Below are 18675 nucleotides of genomic sequence, written 5' to 3'. Positions count from 1 at the left end.
CTCCACCGTTTCCCGCAGTACTTCGCGCATGCTCCGGACGACTCGAGCCTCGGCAGACACCCACGCCTGTACTCCGGCGGGGACCTCCAACTCGCGAACCACCTTCACCAGAGCCTCCGGAGTACCGGCTTCCAGCCAGGTCACCTCGGCAGCACCCTGATGCCCCAACGGCAGCACATACTCGGGCCCGGGCACCGCCAGTACTACGCGGACCGGCCGGCCCGGCGGCAACGACTCAAGAATCGCCGCCACGGCGGGAACTGCAGTCTCGTCGCCGACCAGGAGCTGCGCCTGGGCATCAGGCGCCGCCACGAACTCCGAACGCGGTCCGACGAACGAGACCGGATCGCCTGGCGTGGCTGACCGCACCCACTCGACGCCAGGCCCTCCGTCGTGCAGCACGAGGTCCAGGTCGAGCTCGGTGGTCACCGGGTCGAACCGGCGCACGGAGTAGACGCGGAACGCCGGCCTCACCCCGTCGGTGAAGAGGCCGTCCTTGAAGACGGTCGGCCCGGGTTCACCCGCCGGCCGGAGCGCGAGCTTGATCGAGTCCGCCGGCAACATGGCCTGCTCGAAGCCCGCGAGCTCCGGTCCGGCCAGCGTGATCCGGTGCATTCTCGGCGTCAGCGGGCGGCTCCGCAGTACTGCGGCAGTCCGCAACCGGATCCTGGTCCCGGCCCGATTGCGGGCGCGCAGTTCGTCATTGATCCCCATCGGACCGCCTTCCGCCGGTAGCTCCGAAGAATCTATGACACCTTGTAACAATCAAGCAAGGTAACCCTTACTCATAACTTGAAGCCTAGACTGAGAGGTGTGCGTGCGGACCCGATCTCAGGACGACGACGGCCCGGTCCGGTGCCCCGTCTCAGTCGGGAACTGATCGGTGACGCCGTGCTGGCCGCGGGTTTCGCGGATCTCACCCTGACCGGGATCGGGGAGCAGTTGGCGGCCTCTCATGCCGCGCTCTACCGGCACATCCGCGATCGGGACGACCTGGTGGTCGCGGGCGTCGAGCGCGTGGTGCACCTCCATCCGTTGCCCGAGGCCGACGACTGGCGGGCGTCGCTGGAGTCGGCCGCGTGGTCGCGCTGGGAGATCTACACCCGCTATCCGGGCCTGGCAGGCGCGGTCTCGGCGAATCCGGCAGCCCAGGACGTGCTCGCCCGGCAAGGTTTCGAGCTCGGGCGTTCGCTGGTTGCCAGCGGCATCGAGGTCGGTCTCGCTGTGCTTGCCGCCGACATCGTTCTCGACCTGGTCCGCGACACCGCGCGAACGGCTGCCCGGTTGAAGGACGTGCCGCGGGATCGGCTGCGGGAGGCGATGGAACGCCGGTTGCCCGAGCCGGAGGATCACGTGATCCTGCAGGTCGTGCTCGAGGCGGTCGGCGGCGACCCGGCGTACTGGATGGGGCGCAAGCTCGACGTGGTGCTGCGAGGGTTGGACGACCTGGTAGACGCGCGGTGACCGAGCTCAGCCGCCGCCGGCGGTTGCTGGTGCTCGCGATCTGCTGCTCGAGTCTGTTCATTGTCGGGCTCGACTCGACCATCGTGAACCTGGCGCTGCCGTCGATCCGGTCCGAATTCGACGCCTCGGTGTCCAAGCTGCAGTGGACCATCGACGCCTACACGCTGGTGATCGCGAGCCTGCTGATGCTGTCCGGCTCGACCGCGGACCGGGTCGGCCGGCGTCGGACCTTCCAGGTCGGGCTGGTCCTCTTCGGGACCGGCTCGCTGCTGTGCGGTATCGCGCCGAGCATCGACCTGCTGATCGCGTTCCGGATGCTGCAGGCCGTCGGCGGCTCGATGCTCAACCCGGTGGCGATGTCGATCATCACCAACACCTTCACCGATCCGCGCGAACGCGCCCAGGCGATCGGGGTCTGGGGTGGCGTGGTCGGGCTGAGCATGTCGGTCGGGCCGGTCGTCGGTGGTGCGCTGGTGGATTCGGCCGGCTGGCGCTTCATCTTCTGGATCAACGTGCCGGTCGCGGTGTTCGCGATCGTGATGACCGCCTTGTTCGTGCCGGAGTCCCGGGCCGCCGTGGCGCGCCGGCTCGACCCGGTCGGGCAGTTGCTCGTGATCATCCTGCTGGTCGGGCTGACCTTCGGAATCATCGAGGGACAGGCCGCCGGTTGGACCTCGCCGTTGATCATCGGATGCTTCGTCGCCGCAGTACTGGCGCTGGTCTGTCTGGTTCTGTACGAGCGGCGGCGGGTCGAGCCGTTGCTCGATCCGAGGTTCTTCCGGAGTGCGCCGTTCTCGGGGGCGACGGTGATCGCGGTGTGCGGGTTCGCCGCGCTGGCCGGGTTCCTGTTCCTGAACTCCCTTTATCTACAAGAGGCTCGGGGCTTCACCGCGTTGCACGCGGGACTGCTGACGTTGCCGATGGCAGCGATGACGGTGGTGTTCGCGCCGCTGTCGGGCTGGATCGTGGGCAACCGCGGGCCTCGGCTGCCGCTGGTCGTGGCTGGCTGCATGCTCACGATCAGCGGCCTGGTGCTGTCCCGACTGACCGACGACACGTCGACTCTGGCGCTGCTCGGCGGGTACCTGATCTTCGGCATCGGGTTCGGCATGCTCAACTCGCCGATCACCAACGCGGCGGTGTCGGGGATGCCGCGCTCCCAGGCGGGCGTGGCGGCCGCGATCGCCTCGACCAGCCGCCAGGTCGGCACCTCGCTCGGCGTCGCGATCGTGGGGTCCGTACTGACCGCGCGACTCGTCGGCCCGTTGCAGACCGGGTTCGTCCCAGCCGCGCGACTGTGTTGGTTCATCATCGCTGGCTGCGGTCTACTCGTCCTCATCCTCGGACTGATCACCACCAGCCGCTGGGCCCGGCGTACGGCGGAGAACGTCGCGAAGGATCTCGTCAGTTCTCGATGATGCCGGCGCGGCCGAGCGCCTTCAGTCGGCCGCGGAGGATCTTCTGCCGCCGCTCCTCCTCCGGGAAGAGCTCCACGTACTCCGAACCCTTGGCCGCAAGCAGATCGTCGTCGAGTCGGCGGACTGTTCCGGCCGGGAAGCGATGGGTCATCGCGGCTTGCACCGCAGCACTGTCGGTTCCGGCGAGCAGCTCGGTCAACTGCTCCTCGGTGGTCACGCCGAGCCTGGCGAGGATGCCCAGGATCCAGGCGTAGTGGTTCGTCTTCGCGTGCGGCGCGTCCGGGTAGCGCCTGGTCAGATAGGTGGTCAGCGTCGCCGTGGTCAGGTCCATCGGAGCCGCGTCGTCCGCGGCGGCCGCCAGTTCGCGGTAGAGCCGGTCGATCTCGGTGAACTCGTTGTCCGCGAGCTCCATCAGCGCGGCCGCGAGCAGGAACCTCCGGTCGAACTCCGGCTTGCGCTCCGGCGGGATGTCCAGCTTGTACCGGATGTCGTGCTCGAACTCGGCCCACGCGTGCTGGACCGCCGTACGGACCTGGATCTCCATGGTCAGGTTGCGCAGCACCGCGTACTCCGGGAGGTCGCGGCGGTGCGCGTTCAACCGGACCAGGTAGTGCTTGCTGGCGTACCCGAAGACCCCTTGGGCCCGGGTGTGCGCACCCATGTCGGTGTGCTCCACGATGTCGAACTCGGCCTCGATCACCTCACAGACCCGGTCCACCGCCTCGGCCAGGAAGGTGATCACCCGGGCCGCGACGAGGTCGGTGATCTGGTTCAGCGGATCGTCGTACTTCGGCTGGGTGGGATCGTCGGGGTTCGGCTTCGACGCCTTCGCCAGGAACGACTCGGGATCCTTCGCCCGGGCCGTGGCGCTCAGGTAGTTGATGCCCTCTTCCTCACCGATCAGCTCGTCGATGAGGGCTTCCAGCTTCCGCGCACCGCCGACGTACTGCTGATGCGCCCGCTCGTACTGCGCAGCCGCCTGCACGGACCACTCCCGCACCTCGACCCCGCCCATGCGGCGACCTTAGTGGAACGAGCCGTCGATCGGGACCGATACCGCCGTCTAGCACAATCTAGGGATTTCGCTAGAGGGGTGAGGAATTTGACAGATCAGCGACACGCGATCGGGTTGGCTAGCGAAATCTAAGGAAAACGCTAGAGACCCTCATAGAGTGAAATGCATGGATCCGATCAGGAATCCCTATGCGCCCGGCGCCGGTCAGCGGCCCCCTGAGCTGGCCGGACGCGACACCGAGGTGCGGCAGTTCGAGGTGGTGCTCGAGCGGGTCGCCGCAGGCAGGCCGGAGCGGAGCCTGGTGTTGTCCGGACTCCGTGGCGTCGGCAAGACCGTGCTGCTCAACACCCTGCGGAGCCAGGCGATCAAGCGCGCCTGGGGCACCGGCAAGATCGAGGCCCGCCCGGACCAGAGCATCCGGCTGCCGATCGCGCAGGCGATGCACACGGCGATGCGAGAGCTCGGTCACCGGCACCGCGACGACGAACGGGTCGACCAGTTCAGTGCTGTGTTGAAGGCCTTCGCACTGCGGACCGCGCAGAACGATCGCAAGGGCATCCGCTGGCATCCGCCGGTCGACGTGGTCGCCGCGAAGGGCCGGGCCGACTCGGGTGATCTCGAGATGGATCTGATCGAGCTGTTCATGGACGCGGCCGACCTGGCGAACGACCTGTCCGTCGGTGTCGGTGTCTTCATCGACGAGATGCAGGACATCAGCGCGGACGACCTCTCCGCGCTCTGCGCCGCGTGCCACGAGATCTCGCAGCAGAGTGCGCCGCTCGTCGTGGTTGGCGCCGGCCTGCCGCATCTGCCCGCAGTACTGTCCGCCAGCAAGTCGTACTCCGAGCGGTTGTTCCGCTACATCCGGGTGGATCGACTGGCCCGGGAAGCCTGCGATCGGGCGCTGATGGTGCCGGCCGAGAGCGAGGACGTGCAGTACGACGAAGAGGCGCTGGACGAGCTCTACGCCCAGACCGACGGCTACCCGTACTTCGTCCAGGCGTTCGCCCACGCCACCTGGGACCACGCCCCCGCGAGTCCGATCACCATCAAGGACGTCGCGGTCGCCGGCCCCGAGGCGTCAGCCGAACTCACGGTCGGCTTCTTCGGCTCCCGCTACGAGCGCGCGACCCCGGCCGAACGCGAGTACATGCGCGCAATGGCAGAACTGGGCATCGGCGTCGACGACGGCTCGGTCCCCACCTCCGAAGTCGCCAGCACCCTCAGCCGCAAACCCCAGTCCCTCTCCCCGGCCCGCGACGGCCTGATCAAAAAAGGCCTCGTCTTCTCCGCCGAACGAGGCACCGTAGCCTTCACCGTCCCCCACTTCGGCAAATTCCTCCGCACCCGAACCGCCTAACCGCGTACGTCGGGGAGACCCCCGCGCGACTCCTCCGTCGCCGCTCCCACCCTGCAAACACGGCTTCTTCCGTCGCCGATTGGACCCGTCGTGGTGAAGGTTCAAGCCGGAGGCGAGTCGACAACCATCAACTCGAACGCCAGGTTGACGGCCTCCTCCGACGTGACCGCGAGGACTGGTCGCGCCTCCGAGAGCTGAACGAGATTGTTCATTCGCACCCGGAGATCCTCAACGTCTCCCTTGCCGAAAGGAGCGCCAAGTTCGCCGGGAACCCGTGCTTCGATGGACGCCGCGATCCGCTGGAGGAACGGGTTCGCAGTGGTCGCCGAGCCACCCAGTTGGGCAGCGCGACCGAGATTGCTCACTCGTCGGAATGACCAATCGGCACCTCCGCCGGCAATCACGCCGATGTTCACGAACTCGCCACGAACGGGGTCCGGCACGTAGCGGATGACTCAGTAGTCGTAACGCGTGTAATCCCCTCTCAAGGGACCTCTAGACGTACCGGGCGGGTTCCGCAGTTCGCTGCAGGTCCAAGTCTTGTCCTGAACCTGACAGGAACTGCTCTTTCGGGAATTACCGGGGAGTCGCTAGGGTGAATCGACATGACCACCGGGCGGACTGGCCAGCGTTCGGGGACGTCTGCGTCCGGTCGGCGAAGTGGGGGTCGTGCGCGTCGCCGGAGTGGGCGGCATAGCCGGAAGAAGTCGTACAAGGCTCAGTGGTTTTCGGTGACGGCGCTGGCCGTGCTCGGTGTGGTGATGATCGTTCATCCCGACGCCACCAGTCAGCGGAATCTCGCCGCGCAGTTCGGTGGTACTGCGAACGCCGAGCGCCAGGTGCAGCAGCCGATCGTCGTACCGACGCAGATTCCGACGCCCTCGGCAACTTTCACCACTCCGCTTCGCCCGGCCCCGACCCTGACCCGGCCGCCCAAGGGTGCGAAGCCGAACGTGACGGTGTCGACCGGCCGGCTCAAGGTGGTCGCGGGCTCCAACAAGGCGAGCGCGAACCGCGACAAGCTCACCTACCGGGTCGAGATCGAAGAGGGTCTGTCGTTCAACGGAGCCGTCGTCGCCGCCGCGGTGCACAAGACGCTGACGGACCCGCGCGGCTGGCAGGCGGTCCACCCGGTGAGGTTCGAGCGGACTGACAGCGCCGACGCCGACCTGCGCGTCATCCTGGCCACGCCGACCCTGACGGACCAGCTCTGCAAGCCGCTCGACACCGGCGGCGAGGTCTCCTGCCGGGTGGAGGACCGCGTCGTACTGAACGCGAAGCGCTGGATGTATGCCGTGCCCGCGTACGCCGGCAAGGTCGACCTGTACCGCGACTACCTGGTCAACCACGAGGTGGGCCACGCTCTCGGCCACGGACACTCCACCTGCGCGAAGGCCAACTCCCCGGCGCCGGTGATGATGCAGCAGACCAAGGGCCTCGGCGGATGCCTCCCCAACGCCTGGCCGACCGTCAAAGCCACGTAGTCCGACCCAGCTCGTGAGAACCTGAAGGTTCAGATCCGAGCCGAGGGAGCATCGATGTCGTCACCCCAGTTCCCGACGTACGGCCGGGGCGACGACCCGGACGAGCCCGACCCGGCCGACCACTACGCCAAACCCACCCCGTACAGCGGCAGCACCTACGGCCCGTACGCCCCACCCCAACCCGACCAGCCCGGCGCACCACAGCCGCCCGGCCCGCACCAGCCACCACCCGGCCAACCCGGGCCCGGCCAGTACGGCGACCAGCAGCCCGCGCCCTACGGCCAGACCCCGCCCGGCCCGTACGGCGAGGCCCAGCCCGGCCAAACGCCGCCCGGCCAGTACGCCGGAGCGCCGCAGCCGGCCGAATACGCCGGGCAAACCGCGGTTCACAACCAGCCGCCTGCCTACCGCCCGGGCCACCCGTACGGTCCTCCGGCGCATCCCCAGCAGGAGCTCCCGACGTACGGCCGGGACGACCAGCCCGCAGTACGGCGTGATCCTCGGGCCGCTCGGGTCGTCCTGCTGGCCGTCGTGATCGCCGCGGTCTACGGACTGCTCGCGCTCTCGGTCCAGCGGGTGTCGCTGCGGGAGATCTCCCAGGCACCCGGTTCCCCGTTGAACCACCCCCTCCGCACCGACGTGATCGACACGATCGGCCAGCTCCTCACGCTGATCATCGGGGTGGCAGCACTAGCCATGTGGCTGCGCGACCTGCTGAACCGCCGGAAGGCCGGCCGTCAGCCCGACCCGGTGGAGCTCGGCGGACTCGGGCTCGTCGCGGTATCGCTGATACCGATCCTCGTCTGGCTGGTGATGGTGCTGAGTACCGGCGTGGGTGCCATCGACGACTCCCTTCACCGGCTGCCAACGGCGTACGGGTGGGGCGGGATGGGGCTGCTGATCCTCGCGGCCGGGTTCGCGCTCGGTTATCGCGAGCTGAGGCCCGAAGTACCGAATCCGATCGTCCAGGCGGCTCCGGACCGGCCGCCCTGGGAATGACCGCCAAGGTCGTCCTGGTTCCCGGGCTCGGGCTCGGGCCGGAGTCGTATGCGCCGACGCTGAGGTACCTGGAGGCGCCGTACGAGGTCATGACGCTGCCGGGCTACGGCGCCCGCGCGAACCAGGACGACGACCTGCACACCGAGGCACTGGCCGAGCGGCTCACAGAACGCCTGACTGGACAACAGGAGTCCGCTGTCTTGGTCGGGCACTCGGCGAGCTGCCAGATCGTGGTGGCGGCCGCACTGAACCACCCGCAGTTGGTGAAGGCGCTGATCCTGGTCGCGCCGAGTGGAGACGTGCGGGCGTCGACCTGGCCGACCCTCGCAAGCCGCTGGATGCGATCGGCAATCTGGGACCCACCGCGCCACGTTCCGACGCTCACGCGGCAGTACTTCCGGACCAGCTTCAGCTCGATGGCCCGCGCGATGGACGCGGCGCGGCACTACGACCTGGCCGCCGCCATACCCGGGCTCAAAGTGCCGACCGTGGTCCTGCGGTCGAAGCATGACCGCCTCTGCCCGCCCCGCTGGAACCAGGCACTGGGGGACCTCGCACACGGAGAGGCCTGGACGCTGCCGACCGGGTCCCATCTGCCGGGGCTGACGAACGGCCGGGAGCTCGCCGCGTTCATCCAGCGGTACGCCGGTGTATACAAAAACGGATGACGAGCTATCGTTGACGCGCTAACGAAATCTCCGCGGGAGCTCGCACCGATAGGGCGGGCTGAGAGGGCGACGAGCTGAAGAGCCGGGTCGCCGACCGCCTGAACCTGACCGGGTAATGCCGGCGTAGGGAGCAGGTCAGCCATGACCACGACTGCTGCACGCGATTCGTCCGAGACGCCGACCGAGGCGCCGCTCGTCCTCACCACGGATGCCCCACGAACGCTGGGCTTCCTCGACCAGTTCACCCTCTGGGGCAACCTCGGGATCTCGCTGTTCGGCCCCGTGACGGGCGCCCTCGTCGCGGCGTACACGGGATCGCTGCTGAAGGGACTGCTCGCGGTCGTCGTCGGCTGCGGGATCGGCGCGCTGGTGCTCGGCGGCTCGGCGGTGTTCGGTTCGCAGACCGGGGCGCCGGCGATGGCCAGCCTGCGCGGCCTGTTCGGTCGCCGTGGCTCAGTGGCACCGACAGTGCTGAACATCGCGCAGAACATCGGCTGGGCGACGATGGAGATCATCGTCATCTCCCAGGCCGCGGTGGCGGTGACGAGCGAGCGGTGGCGCCCGCTGTTCGTGCTGCTGGCCGGGCTGATCGCGACGGCGATGGCGGTCCGCCCGCTGGGCAGCGTGAAAATCCTGCGGAAGTTCATGGTCTGGCTGGTGTTGCTTGCCTCCGCCTACCTTTTCATCCAGGTGCTCAGCAAGCCGGTCCACGATCTACCGCAGGACGGCGTCTTCGGCTTCTGGCCCGCCGTCGACCTCGCCGCAGCCGGTGTCGTCTCGTTCGCGCCGCTCGCCGCCGACTACACCCGGCACTCCCGCACGAACAAGGCCGCCTTCGCCGGCTCGGCCCTGGGCTACGGCCTCGCCGCGATCCTGTACTACGCACTCGGCGTGATCGCGGTCGCCACCCTGCAGACCAACAGCACCGACGTGATCACCGCACTGGTGACGTTGCCCGCGGGCGCGATCGCGTTGTTCGTCCTGCTGGTGGACGAGGTGGACGAGGCGTACGCCAACGTCTACTCGACCACGATGGCCGCGCACAACCTGATCGGCCACCTCGACCGGCGCTGGATCTCAGTCGTGATCGGCGTGATCGCGACCGTGCTCGCGCTGCTTGTTGACCTGGGCAACTACACCCAGTTCCTCTACCTGATCGGCTCGGTCTTCATCCCGCTGTTCGCCGTCGCGATCGCCGACTTCTTCGTGGTCAGCAAGATGCGCTGGGACGTCTCCGACACCGCCCGCTTCCGCTGGCAGCCCACCCTCGCCTGGGTCTTCGGTTTTGTTGCCTACCAACTCGTCAACCCTGGCACGGTGAAGGGCTGGTCGCCCTTCTGGCTGGATGTCCAGCAGTGGGTCTTCAACGGGAACGCCGTCCCGGGCTGGCTCGGCGCGACTTACACGTCGATCATCGTGTCGATGCTGGCCGCGATCCTGTTCGGCCGCTTGGGTAGGTCTCAATCGTCTATCTGACGTTGGCAGTGACCGGCTGGGCCGCGATACTTGCGCAATGCTGAACTCTGCATTGCGCAGCCGGGCCGAGTACCAACAGCTCGGGGCTGAAGGTCTCGCCGGGCGCACCACACCTGAGCGGGACGCGGCGATCGTCGAGGCGGTCGGCGAACTCCTGGAAGGCCGCGAGTCGGTGCTCGACCTCTGCTGTGGGTATGGCCGGATCGCTCTGCCGCTGCGGCGAGCCGGAAAAGTCGTCCGCGCACTCGACATCACCCCGAGCCTGGTCGAGGCGGGCCGGGCCAAGGCGGTCGAGGAGGAGCTGCCGATCGACTGGGCGATCGGCTCGATGACGGATCTGCCGTACAAGTCCGACTCGTTCGACGCGGTGATCTGCTTGTGGACGGCCTTCCACGAGTTGTTCGCGGAGGACGAGCAGATGTCGACGATCTGGGAGATCTCCCGGGTGCTGAAGCCGGGCGGGCTGGCGGTGATCGAGGGACCGGTCTGGGGACCCGCGACCGCGTCGGAGATCGCCAACGGGATGCGGCAGGGGCCGGAGCACCGGATCGTCACGACCGAACACTTCGGCACCAGCAGCGTGCACTACATCCACGACGAGGCCAGCTACGGGCGTCTCTGCGCAGCCGCGGGCATCGAGGACTTCAAGGTCTACAAACGCGAGTGGGGCGGCCGCCGCCGGCTGATCCTCGAGATCCACCAGCCCCAGACCGACTAGTTGGCCGGCAGGAACTCGTCGAGCAACGAGACCAGGCCCTGTGGGAGGTGCTGGGACTCAGGCTTGAAGGTCTCGACGACCCTGTCCGCCACGGCGAGTTCGTTCGCCAGACCCGGGGGGATCAGGGCCGAGATCCCCAGGAAGCCGTGGACCCGCTCGGGAGCCTGAGCGAGCAGTTGGCAGCCCACCACCCCGCCGGCCGAGTGCGCCACCAGGATGAACCGCTCCGGCGCCTCGTCGAGCGCCTTGCTCGCGTAGTCGGCAGTACCACTGACAGAGCGCTTTCAAGTGACTGACAGATCAGGATTCCACCGGAAGTATCTTTCGGAAATATCTTTCCCGGCGGAATTCACGGGGGGCCGGATCGCCTTGTCCGAAAGGGGAAAACAAGAAGCAGATCCCCACTCCACACTGGGGATCTGCTCCTTTGTTCGCTCAGTGTAAATGCACCGACGTGGTCAGGGGAAAAGTCACGTTTTCGATTCAAGATCCAACAGAAAACGCTTCGCCTCGAGCCCGCCGGCGTACCCGGTCAGCGCCCCGCTGGCCCCGATCACCCGGTGGCACGGCAGCACGACGCAGAGCGGGTTCGCGCCCAGCGCAGTACCGACTGCTCTTGCTGCCTTCGGCCGGTTGATCTCGCCTGCCACCCGCCCGTATGTCGTAGTGCGGCCGTAGCTGGTGTGGATCGGCAGGTCGCCGAGCACGAGCCGCTGGAAGGGGGTGGCCAGGGTCAGGTCCACCTCCAGGTCGAAGGTGTGCCGCCGTCCGGCCAGGAACTCGTCCATCTGCCTGCGGACGTCGTCCAGCTCGCCGGGCTGGCGGAGGACCCGGGGAGAGATCGCTCGAGCCAGCCGGTTCGTCATGGTCTCCTCGTCGGCGAAGGAGCTCGCGACCACCCGGCCGGCCGCGATGGCGAGCAGCAGTGTGCCGATCGCGGTGTCGTGCAGGGTGTAGGAGACGTCGGCTGTCGGCAGAACGGGCGGCCGGGCCGTGGGGCCGGCCGAGGCGTCCAGCAGGCTGAGCCGCTGCTCGAGATCATTCATGGTGTACTCCGAGTTTGGTGCGCAAGGTCGCGAGCGCATCGCTGACGAGTCGGCGGGAGGCGGCAGGCGTGGTGTCCAGAGCAGCGGCCACGCCGTGGTGGTCCAGGTCGCCGACATATTTGAGCGTGACGGCGAACCGCTGCCGTTCGGGCAGCTCGTTCACCGCTTTCCAGAGATCGGGATCCGGCCAGTCCGCGGCGTCCGGACCGTCCACTGCGAGCGTCAGGTCCTCGTCCAGCGGACTCTGCGGCTTCCGGGCGCGGTGGACGTCGGTCGCGCAGCGCGCGGTGATGGTGAGCAACCAGCTGCGCAGGTTCCGGGCCGAGGTGAGACCGGGATAAGCGGCGAACGCCTTCTCCCAGGCCCGCTGGGCGACGTCGTCGCCGTCGATCGGCCCTGCCAGGGCCCGCGCGAGCCGCACCACGTCCCGCCAGTGCGCGTCGATCAGCGCCTGGAAGGGTGGCAGCGTCACCTGCTCCGAAACCATCACGCCAGTAGAACGCACCCACGCCCAGGGATGTGAGGGCAACCCGAGGGCGTGTCGTTCCAGCCTGCGGTCACTTTGGGACAGCTGTCCCGGATGGCGAGATTGTCTAGTTCTCCAGTCGACTTTGATGAGAGAGTCGTTGACATGACGACGACCTGGCAGCACCTGCGCAGTGGCGAGGCGGCCCGCAGCCGCCTGCAGAGCCACTCGCTGCCCGTGCTGGTCAGCCGTCTGCTCACCCGCCGTCGCGTCATCGATCAGATGCGCACGGCCAGCGCCACCTGTCGCTGATCACCCGTACTCCGGCCTGCCCAGGCCGTACGCCGAACGTGTGGCCTCGGCTGATCCGCCGGTGAAGGCCAGCAAAACCCCCACCCCGCCCGGTCGCGGTGTCGCTGTCTGTCCGCTGCCGGTCGTCCCTGCCCCGTTCTGAGGGAGAGACATGTCCGTTCATGCGATCAACCCTGCCCAGACCAGACGACCCGGCCTGAGCGTGGTACCCGCCCAGGTCCCCGCCCAGCTCGCAGAACGAACCGTGGACGCCGACGTCTACCGCTCGGTGTTCCGCCGGCACGCGGCCGGAGTCGTGGTGATCACCGCCGACGCCGGCCACGGTCCGGCCGGGTTCACCGCGACCTCGCTGGTCTCGGTCAGCCTGCTGCCGCCGCTGGTGTCGTTCTCCATCGCCACCACCGCGTCCAGTTGGCCGACCCTGCAGGCGTCCGACAGCCTGGTGATCAACTTCCTCGACGCCGGCCAGCACGAGATCGCCGGCCGGTTCGCGACCAGTGGGATCGACCGGTTCGCCGAACCGACGCGGTGGTCCCGGCTCGGCAGCGGTGAACCCGTGCTGGACGAAGCCCCGAGCTACCTGCGCGGGCTGGTCGAGCACCGGTTCGCGGTGGGCGACCACCACATCGTCGTGGCCAGGCTCGCAACCCACGCCGAACGCCGCGACCACGAGCCGCTGCTCTACCACGACGGCCGCTACGCGACCACTCACCGCCCGGCCTGATCTCCGCTGACTTCGCAAGCTTCCTGACCTTCGCAAGCGCCTGACCTGAGAGGGACCCGCCATGCCCATCCTCCGAAATCCCAGCAGAACAACGCGATCCAGCGTTCTTGCTGCGCTGACTCTGGCAACAGCCTTGTTGCTGGCCGGCTGTGGTGGTGACGCGAATGCCGGCGGCACCGGTACGAAGCTGGCCCTCGACGCCGCGCTGCCGACCACCGTGCCGGCCGGCGCCAAGATCGTGGTCGGCGACCCCACCACGCAGAAGGCGCTCGAGTTGTCGGGGCAGGTCGACAAGGTCTCCGGCTTCGTCCAGTTCGCGAACCTCAGCGGCGGCCCGCAGACCACCGAGGCGTTCCGGGCCAACGCGCTCGATGTCGGCGCGGTCGCGGAGATCCCGTCGATCCAGGCGACCTGGACCGGTCTGCACGTGAAGATCGTCGCCTCCAAGTTCCGCCAGGACCCGATCAACCACCCGATCTACGAGCTCGGCGTGGCCCCTGGGGTCGAGGTCAAGACGCTCGCGGACCTGCGCGGCAAGAAGATCGCCTACAGCCCCGGCCAGGCCCAGGGCGCGCTCATCCTCAAGGTCCTGAAGAAGGCCGGTCTGACCAAGGAAGACGTCAAGCTGATCGAGCTGCCCAGTACCGGCGATGTCTATCCGAACGCGCTCGCGGCCAAGCAGGTCGACGTCGCTCCGATCGGCGGGGTGTCGATCAAGCGGTACCTGACCAAGTACGGCAAGGACGGCGGCACCACCATCCAGCACGGCATCCGGGACGACGCCGGCCACCTCTACGTGCCGACGTCCTCGCTCGAGGACGAAGGCAAGGCCGCCGCGATCAGGGCGTACGTCGCCGCCTGGGGTGTCGCTCAGGACTGGATCGACAAGCACCCGAAGGAATGGATCGAGGGCTACTACGTGAAGGACCAGGGCCTCACCGCCGAAGACGGTCAGTGGCTCGTGGACAACGCGGGCAAGCCCGACATCAGCGCCGACTGGAGTGACGCGATCAAGCGTCACCAGGAGACCATCGAGCTGCTGGCGACGGAGACCAAGAACCCGGTGATCCAGGCGACCGACCTCTACGACCTGCGCTTCCAGAGCGTCGCCGTCGACGCGATCAAGGCGGCCTCGACCGGAGCAGCGAAATGAGCGGCGGGCTGGCCACTCTCACCGGCGTCAGGGCCGAGCGCGAGCAGGCCGTCGGCGTTCGGCCGCTGCGCCGTCGCAAGCGCCTGGGACCGGGCAAGCAGATCAAGTTCGGCGCGGCCATCGGTCCGGTCCTGCTGCTCGCTATCTGGAGCCTCGGGTCGGCCGTCGGCTGGCTCGATCCCCGGGTCCTCTCGGCGCCCTGGACGGTCGTCACGACAACCGGCGACCTGATCGCGGACGGCAGGCTCCAGTCGAACCTGCTCACCTCCACCCAACGAGCCTTCGCCGGTCTCGGCCTCGGCATCCTGCTCGGGACCGTGCTGGCCCTGCTGTCCGGGCTCAGCCGCCTCGGCGAGGCGATCCTCGACGGGCCGATCCAGATCAAGCGGGCGATTCCGTCGCTCGCGCTGCTGCCGCTGCTGATCCTCTGGCTCGGCATCGGCGAATCGATGAAGATCACCACCATCACCCTCGGCGTCTTCGTGCCGATCTACATCCACACCCACAACGGCCTGCGCACCATCGACAGCCGGTACGTCGAGCTCGCCGAGACCGTCGGCCTGTCCCGCTGGGGCTTCATCCGCCGGGTCGTGCTGCCGGGTGCGCTGCCCGGGTTCCTGCTCGGACTGCGGTTCGCGGTGACGGCCGCCTGGCTGTCGCTGGTGGTGGTCGAGCAGATCAACTCGACCAGCGGTATCGGCTACATGATGGAGCTGGCCCGGACCTACGGCCAGACCGACATCATCGTCGTCGGCCTGGTCCTGTACGGCGTACTCGGGCTGCTCTCCGACGGAGCCGTCCGGCTGATCCAGAGGAGGACGCTGTCATGGCGACGCACACTGGCGGACTGACACTCACGCGGGACCGCGGACTGACGCCGGACCAGAACGCGGTCGAGGTCCGCGGACTGGTCAGACGGTACGACGACCGGTCCGTGCTCGACGGCGTGGATCTCCAGATCAAGCCCGGGGAGTTCGTTGCCCTGCTGGGCAAGAGCGGATCCGGCAAGAGCACGTTGCTCAGGGCCTTGGCCGGGCTGGATTACGACGTGGCCGGCACGGGAGATCTCGTCGTACCGGGGAATGTGTCTGTGGTCTTTCAGGATTCACGGTTGTTGCCGTGGGCCCGGGTGCTCGACAACGTAGTACTGGGTCTGAACAAGGCCGACGAGCGCGGACGGCAGAGTCTGGCCGAGGTCGGGCTTGCCGGGCGGGAGACTGCCTGGCCGAACGAGTTGTCGGGTGGTGAGCAGCAGCGGGTCGCGTTGGCGCGGTCGCTGGTGCGTGAGCCTGAGCTCTTGCTGGCCGACGAGCCCTTCGGGGCGCTGGACGCGCTGACCCGGCTGAAGATGCACGTGCTGCTGCGGAAGCTCTGCGAGGCACATCAGCCGGCCGTGCTGCTCGTCACCCACGACGTGGACGAATCGATCGTGCTCGCCGACCGGGTGATCGTGCTCGACGAGGGACGGATCGTCGCTGAGGAACAGATCGAACTGGCCGCGCCACGGAGCCCTGCCGATCCCGGCTTCGCCGCCGTCCGAACCCGCCTACTGGATGCCTTGGGAGTATCGCTGTGAGCCGTTTCCTGCACCTGAACGCCTTCTTGATGAGTACCGGGCACCACGAGGCGTCGTGGCGCCTGCCCGAGAGCAACCCGGTGGCGAACACCGACATCTCGCACTATCAGAACCTGGCCCGGATCGCCGAGCGCGCGAAGTTCGACTCGATCTTCTTCGCGGACTCGCCGGTGCTGTGGGGCGATGTCGGCCGTCGCCCGGCCGGATCGCTGGAACCGACGGTCCTGCTGACCGCGATCGCGGCCGCGACCGAGCGGATCGGGCTGATCGCGACCGCCTCCACGACGTACAACGATCCCTTCAACCTGGCTCGCCGGTTCGCCAGCGTGGATCACGTCAGCGGCGGCCGGGCTGGCTGGAACGTGGTGACCACGGCCGGTCCGGAGGCGGCGAAGAACTTCAACCTGGCCGACCAGCCGGCGCATGCCGAGCGGTACGACCGGGCGGCCGAGTTCCTCGAGGTCGCGTTCAAGCTGTGGGACTCGTGGGAGGACGACGCGACTCTCGCGGACAAGGCGGCCGGCGTCTGGGGCGAGAACGCGAAGGTGCACCCGATCGACCACGTCGGGCGGCATTTCCAGGTGCGCGGGCCGCTGAATCTGCCGCGTTCACCGCAGGGGCATCCGTTGATCGTGCAGGCCGGGTCCTCCGAGGACGGCAAGGGACTGGCCGCGCGGTACGCCGAAGCCGTCTTCACCGCTCAGCAGACGCTGGCGGACGCGCAGGACTTCTACGCCGACCTCAAGGCCCGCACGGCCGCGCTCGGGCGGGATCCCGACGGCGTGAAGATCCTGCCGGGCATCGTTCCGGTGATCGGTGGCACCGAGGCCGAGGCGTTGCGGCTGGAGCGGGAGTTGGACGAGCTGATCAAGCCGGAGTACGCGCTGAGCCAGTTGGCGAAGACGCTCCGGTTGAAGCCCGAGGACCTGCGGCTGGACCAGCAGTTGCCGGCCGACCTGCCGGACGAGGACGAGATCGAGGGGGCGAAGAGCCGCTACACCCTGATCGTCACGCTGGCCCGGCGGGAGAAGCTGACCGTGCGCCAGCTGGTCGGCCGGCTCGGTGGTGGCCGTGGGCATCGAACCTTCAGCGGTACGCCGGAGCAGGTGGCGGACGCGATCCAGTCCTGGTTCGACGCCGGTGCTGCCGACGGGTTCAACATCATGCCGGCCGTGCTGCCTTCAGGGCTCGAGGCCTTTGCTTCGGAGGTCGTGCCGATCCTGCAGCGGCGTGGGTTGTTCCGGACGGAGTACGAAGGAACGACATTGCGTGAGCACTACGGATTGCCCCGGCCGGATTCGCAGTACGTGCAATTGTCGAATGCGACGTACGCGCTCGGTTAGACCCGTACGACGAGTTTTCCCACCGCGCGTCCGTCTTCCATCACCTGATGGGCTTCGGCGATCTCGTCCATGGTGAACTCCCGGTCCACCCGGATCGGGAGTTTGCCGGCGGCCACCAGATCGACGTACCGCTGGAACGCCTCTGCCGGCAGGTCGGAGCTCTCCCCGCCGTACGCCGTCAGTCGCACGCCGTTCGGCAGATACCCGATCGGATAGAAGTCCGGGATCGTCCAGGCATCACTCAACATCCCGGTGAAGCACACCGTGCCATGTACTGCGGTCGCTCGCAGTGTGTCCGCTAAGACGTTGGTGCCGACCAGTTCCAGTGCCGCGTTGACGCCGTCAGGCTCGATCTCGCGGACCTTCGCCGCAATGTTGCCGTCGTCAACCAACGGGTGATCCACCCCGAGCTCCCGCAGCATCTCCACCCGTGCTGGATTCCGCGTTGTGGAGAAGACGGTCAAACCGTATTCCTTCGCCAGCACGGCCGCCGCAACCCCGACCGACGACGTACCGCCGCGCACCAGAAACGTCTGCCCTGGTTGGACTCCGAGCCCGGTGTGCAATGAACCGTGGGCCGTCTGCAACATCTCCGGCAAGGCCCCGAGCGTCGCCCAGTCGAGGTCTGTCTTCACCGGCAGCACCGAGCTCACCGGAACCGCCGTGTACTCGGCGTACCCGCCGTCGAACTCCCGCCCCATCCCGCCCATCATCGCGACCACCTGCTGCCCCGGCGCGAACTCGCCGCCCGGCGCGAGGTCCACCGTCCCGGTCGCCTCGATCCCCGGGATGATCGGGAACTTCGCATTCGTCGCGAGTCCGGCCCGGAGGTGGTATGCCGACCGGTTCAGGCCGAACGCCTCCACCTTGATCCGTACCCACCCGGCCTGAACCTCCGGCACTGGGACCCGCCGTACCCGCATGTCGTCGGCCGGCCCCGGCCCGTCCAGCACAACCGCCCGCATCTGCATGAGTCCAGTCTTACCCGCGGGCCGGAGAAGGCCGTTTGGTCACGGGGTGAAGAAACCGGTTTCCACGCCGCTGGCGTGCCTCGGCTACGGGTTGCCGAGCTCGCGTGCCAGAGTTGTCCTCATGGGGAAACGCCCAAGCGTGGTGGCCCACCGTGGCGCGAGCGAAGTCAGTCCCGAACACACGCTGGCGGCGTATCGCCGGGCGGTCGACGCCGGGGCCGACGGCCTCGAGTGTGACGTCCGGCTGACGTCCGACGGTCATCTGGTCTGCGTGCACGACCGGCGGATCGAGCGGACCTCCAACGGCAGCGGGGTGCTGTCCACGATGAGCCTCGAGGAGCTGGACAGCCTCGACTGGGGCTCGTGGAAGAACCCGTGGGCCGACCTGGACGACGAAGCCGAACTGCCCTCGCCGGACCTCACCAAGGTGCTCACACTGGAGACCCTGCTGGCGACGGTGCGGGATGCCGGTCGCCCGCTCG

22 protein-coding genes and 1 riboswitch are annotated in these 18675 nt (G+C 68.0%); of the genes, 15 read left to right on the top strand and 7 right to left on the bottom strand.

Features of this window, described 5'->3' with window-relative positions; translation table 11 throughout:
* A partial coding sequence (locus tag VFG33_RS23645; RefSeq protein ID WP_325055122.1) for a siderophore-interacting protein occupies positions 1-714 on the bottom strand: 714 nt, incomplete at its 3' end.
* 141 nt (positions 715-855) lie between these two features.
* Between VFG33_RS23645 and VFG33_RS23640 the strand changes: the two genes are divergently transcribed.
* Positions 856-1464 carry a TetR/AcrR family transcriptional regulator gene (locus VFG33_RS23640; protein WP_325055121.1) on the top strand — a complete coding sequence of 203 codons (609 nt, stop codon included), beginning with the start codon at positions 856-858 and terminating at the stop codon, positions 1462-1464.
* Positions 1461-2882: an MFS transporter gene (locus tag VFG33_RS23635; RefSeq protein ID WP_325055120.1), complete on the top strand. Its 1422-nt coding sequence runs from the start codon at positions 1461-1463 to the stop codon at positions 2880-2882. Before VFG33_RS23640 ends, VFG33_RS23635 begins: the two co-directional genes overlap by 4 nt.
* Here VFG33_RS23635 and VFG33_RS23630 read toward each other — a convergent pair.
* Positions 2869-3897 (bottom strand): GTP pyrophosphokinase, encoded by a 1029-nt coding sequence (locus VFG33_RS23630; RefSeq protein WP_325055119.1) that lies wholly within the window; start codon positions 3895-3897, stop codon positions 2869-2871. The genes VFG33_RS23635 and VFG33_RS23630 overlap by 14 nt on opposite strands.
* Positions 3898-4063: 166 nt before the next feature.
* Between VFG33_RS23630 and VFG33_RS23625 the strand changes: the two genes are divergently transcribed.
* The gene (locus tag VFG33_RS23625; RefSeq protein ID WP_325055118.1) at positions 4064-5257 is read left to right on the top strand and encodes an ATP-binding protein; all 1194 of its coding nucleotides are present in this window, start codon (positions 4064-4066) and stop codon (positions 5255-5257) included.
* 101 nt (positions 5258-5358) lie between these two features.
* Here the strand turns inward: VFG33_RS23625 and VFG33_RS23620 are convergent, their stop codons facing one another.
* Complete coding sequence (locus VFG33_RS23620; protein ID WP_325055117.1) at positions 5359-5700, bottom strand: DUF3037 domain-containing protein; 342 nt, start codon at positions 5698-5700, stop codon at positions 5359-5361.
* A 288-nt stretch (positions 5701-5988) separates the two neighbouring features.
* Between VFG33_RS23620 and VFG33_RS23615 the strand changes: the two genes are divergently transcribed.
* The 5 genes from VFG33_RS23615 (at position 5989) to VFG33_RS23595 (ending at position 10602) form a co-directional block, all read left to right on the top strand.
* The gene (locus tag VFG33_RS23615) at positions 5989-6741 is read left to right on the top strand and encodes a DUF3152 domain-containing protein (RefSeq protein ID WP_325055116.1); all 753 of its coding nucleotides are present in this window, start codon (positions 5989-5991) and stop codon (positions 6739-6741) included.
* Between the two features lie 54 nt (positions 6742-6795).
* Positions 6796-7740: a hypothetical protein gene (locus VFG33_RS23610; RefSeq protein WP_325055115.1), complete on the top strand. Its 945-nt coding sequence runs from the start codon at positions 6796-6798 to the stop codon at positions 7738-7740.
* Positions 7737-8408, top strand: coding sequence for an alpha/beta fold hydrolase (locus VFG33_RS23605; RefSeq protein ID WP_325055114.1), 672 nt, complete (start codon positions 7737-7739; stop codon positions 8406-8408). The genes VFG33_RS23610 and VFG33_RS23605 overlap by 4 nt, the downstream gene beginning before the upstream one ends.
* Positions 8409-8430: 22 nt before the next feature.
* Positions 8431-8555, top strand: a riboswitch (TPP riboswitch).
* A complete protein-coding gene (locus VFG33_RS23600) occupies positions 8550-9884 on the top strand; it encodes a purine-cytosine permease family protein (protein WP_325055113.1) in 1335 nt (444 codons plus the stop codon). (Overlaps the previous riboswitch by 6 nt.)
* Positions 9885-9921: 37 nt before the next feature.
* Positions 9922-10602 carry a class I SAM-dependent methyltransferase gene (locus tag VFG33_RS23595; protein WP_325055112.1) on the top strand — a complete coding sequence of 227 codons (681 nt, stop codon included), beginning with the start codon at positions 9922-9924 and terminating at the stop codon, positions 10600-10602.
* Here the strand turns inward: VFG33_RS23595 and VFG33_RS23590 are convergent.
* The 3 genes from VFG33_RS23590 to VFG33_RS23580 all read right to left on the bottom strand — a co-directional run bounded on the left by VFG33_RS23590 (position 10599) and on the right by VFG33_RS23580 (position 12135).
* A complete protein-coding gene (locus tag VFG33_RS23590; protein ID WP_325055123.1) occupies positions 10599-10817 on the bottom strand; it encodes a hypothetical protein in 219 nt (72 codons plus the stop codon). The two genes, VFG33_RS23595 and VFG33_RS23590, sit on opposite strands and share 4 nt — an antisense overlap.
* Positions 10818-11072: 255 nt before the next feature.
* Complete coding sequence (locus tag VFG33_RS23585; RefSeq protein WP_325055111.1) at positions 11073-11648, bottom strand: methylated-DNA--[protein]-cysteine S-methyltransferase; 576 nt, start codon at positions 11646-11648, stop codon at positions 11073-11075.
* Positions 11641-12135, bottom strand: coding sequence for an RNA polymerase sigma factor (locus VFG33_RS23580; protein WP_325055110.1), 495 nt, complete (start codon positions 12133-12135; stop codon positions 11641-11643). Before VFG33_RS23580 ends, VFG33_RS23585 begins: the two co-directional genes overlap by 8 nt.
* A gap of 144 nt (positions 12136-12279) precedes the next feature.
* Between VFG33_RS23580 and VFG33_RS23575 the strand changes: the two genes are divergently transcribed.
* From VFG33_RS23575 to VFG33_RS23550, 6 genes are all read left to right on the top strand, one after another.
* Positions 12280-12426, top strand: coding sequence for a hypothetical protein (locus tag VFG33_RS23575; RefSeq protein ID WP_325055109.1), 147 nt, complete (start codon positions 12280-12282; stop codon positions 12424-12426).
* A 151-nt stretch (positions 12427-12577) separates the two neighbouring features.
* Positions 12578-13150, top strand: coding sequence for a flavin reductase family protein (locus VFG33_RS23570; RefSeq protein WP_325055108.1), 573 nt, complete (start codon positions 12578-12580; stop codon positions 13148-13150).
* A gap of 61 nt (positions 13151-13211) precedes the next feature.
* Positions 13212-14303 carry an ABC transporter substrate-binding protein gene (locus VFG33_RS23565; RefSeq protein WP_325055107.1) on the top strand — a complete coding sequence of 364 codons (1092 nt, stop codon included), beginning with the start codon at positions 13212-13214 and terminating at the stop codon, positions 14301-14303.
* A complete protein-coding gene (locus VFG33_RS23560; RefSeq protein WP_325055106.1) occupies positions 14300-15154 on the top strand; it encodes an ABC transporter permease in 855 nt (284 codons plus the stop codon). The genes VFG33_RS23565 and VFG33_RS23560 overlap by 4 nt, the downstream gene beginning before the upstream one ends.
* Positions 15130-15879 (top strand): ABC transporter ATP-binding protein, encoded by a 750-nt coding sequence (locus VFG33_RS23555; RefSeq protein WP_325055105.1) that lies wholly within the window; start codon positions 15130-15132, stop codon positions 15877-15879. Before VFG33_RS23560 ends, VFG33_RS23555 begins: the two co-directional genes overlap by 25 nt.
* Positions 15876-17222: an LLM class flavin-dependent oxidoreductase gene (locus tag VFG33_RS23550; protein WP_325055104.1), complete on the top strand. Its 1347-nt coding sequence runs from the start codon at positions 15876-15878 to the stop codon at positions 17220-17222. Before VFG33_RS23555 ends, VFG33_RS23550 begins: the two co-directional genes overlap by 4 nt.
* On the opposite strand, the gene VFG33_RS23545 is transcribed toward VFG33_RS23550, so the two are convergent.
* Positions 17219-18193, bottom strand: coding sequence for a zinc-binding alcohol dehydrogenase family protein (locus tag VFG33_RS23545; RefSeq protein WP_325055103.1), 975 nt, complete (start codon positions 18191-18193; stop codon positions 17219-17221). The two genes, VFG33_RS23550 and VFG33_RS23545, sit on opposite strands and share 4 nt — an antisense overlap.
* A 121-nt stretch (positions 18194-18314) precedes the next feature.
* Here VFG33_RS23545 and VFG33_RS23540 point away from each other — a divergent pair.
* Positions 18315-18675 (top strand): glycerophosphodiester phosphodiesterase family protein (locus VFG33_RS23540; RefSeq protein ID WP_325055102.1); only part of this gene is annotated, 361 nt, incomplete at its 3' end.

The organism is Kribbella sp., assembly GCF_035687465.1.
GTDB lineage: Bacteria > Actinomycetota > Actinomycetes > Propionibacteriales > Kribbellaceae > Kribbella.
Note: the sequence above shows the minus strand (reverse complement) of the source record. Positions and strands in the feature narration are given on the sequence as shown.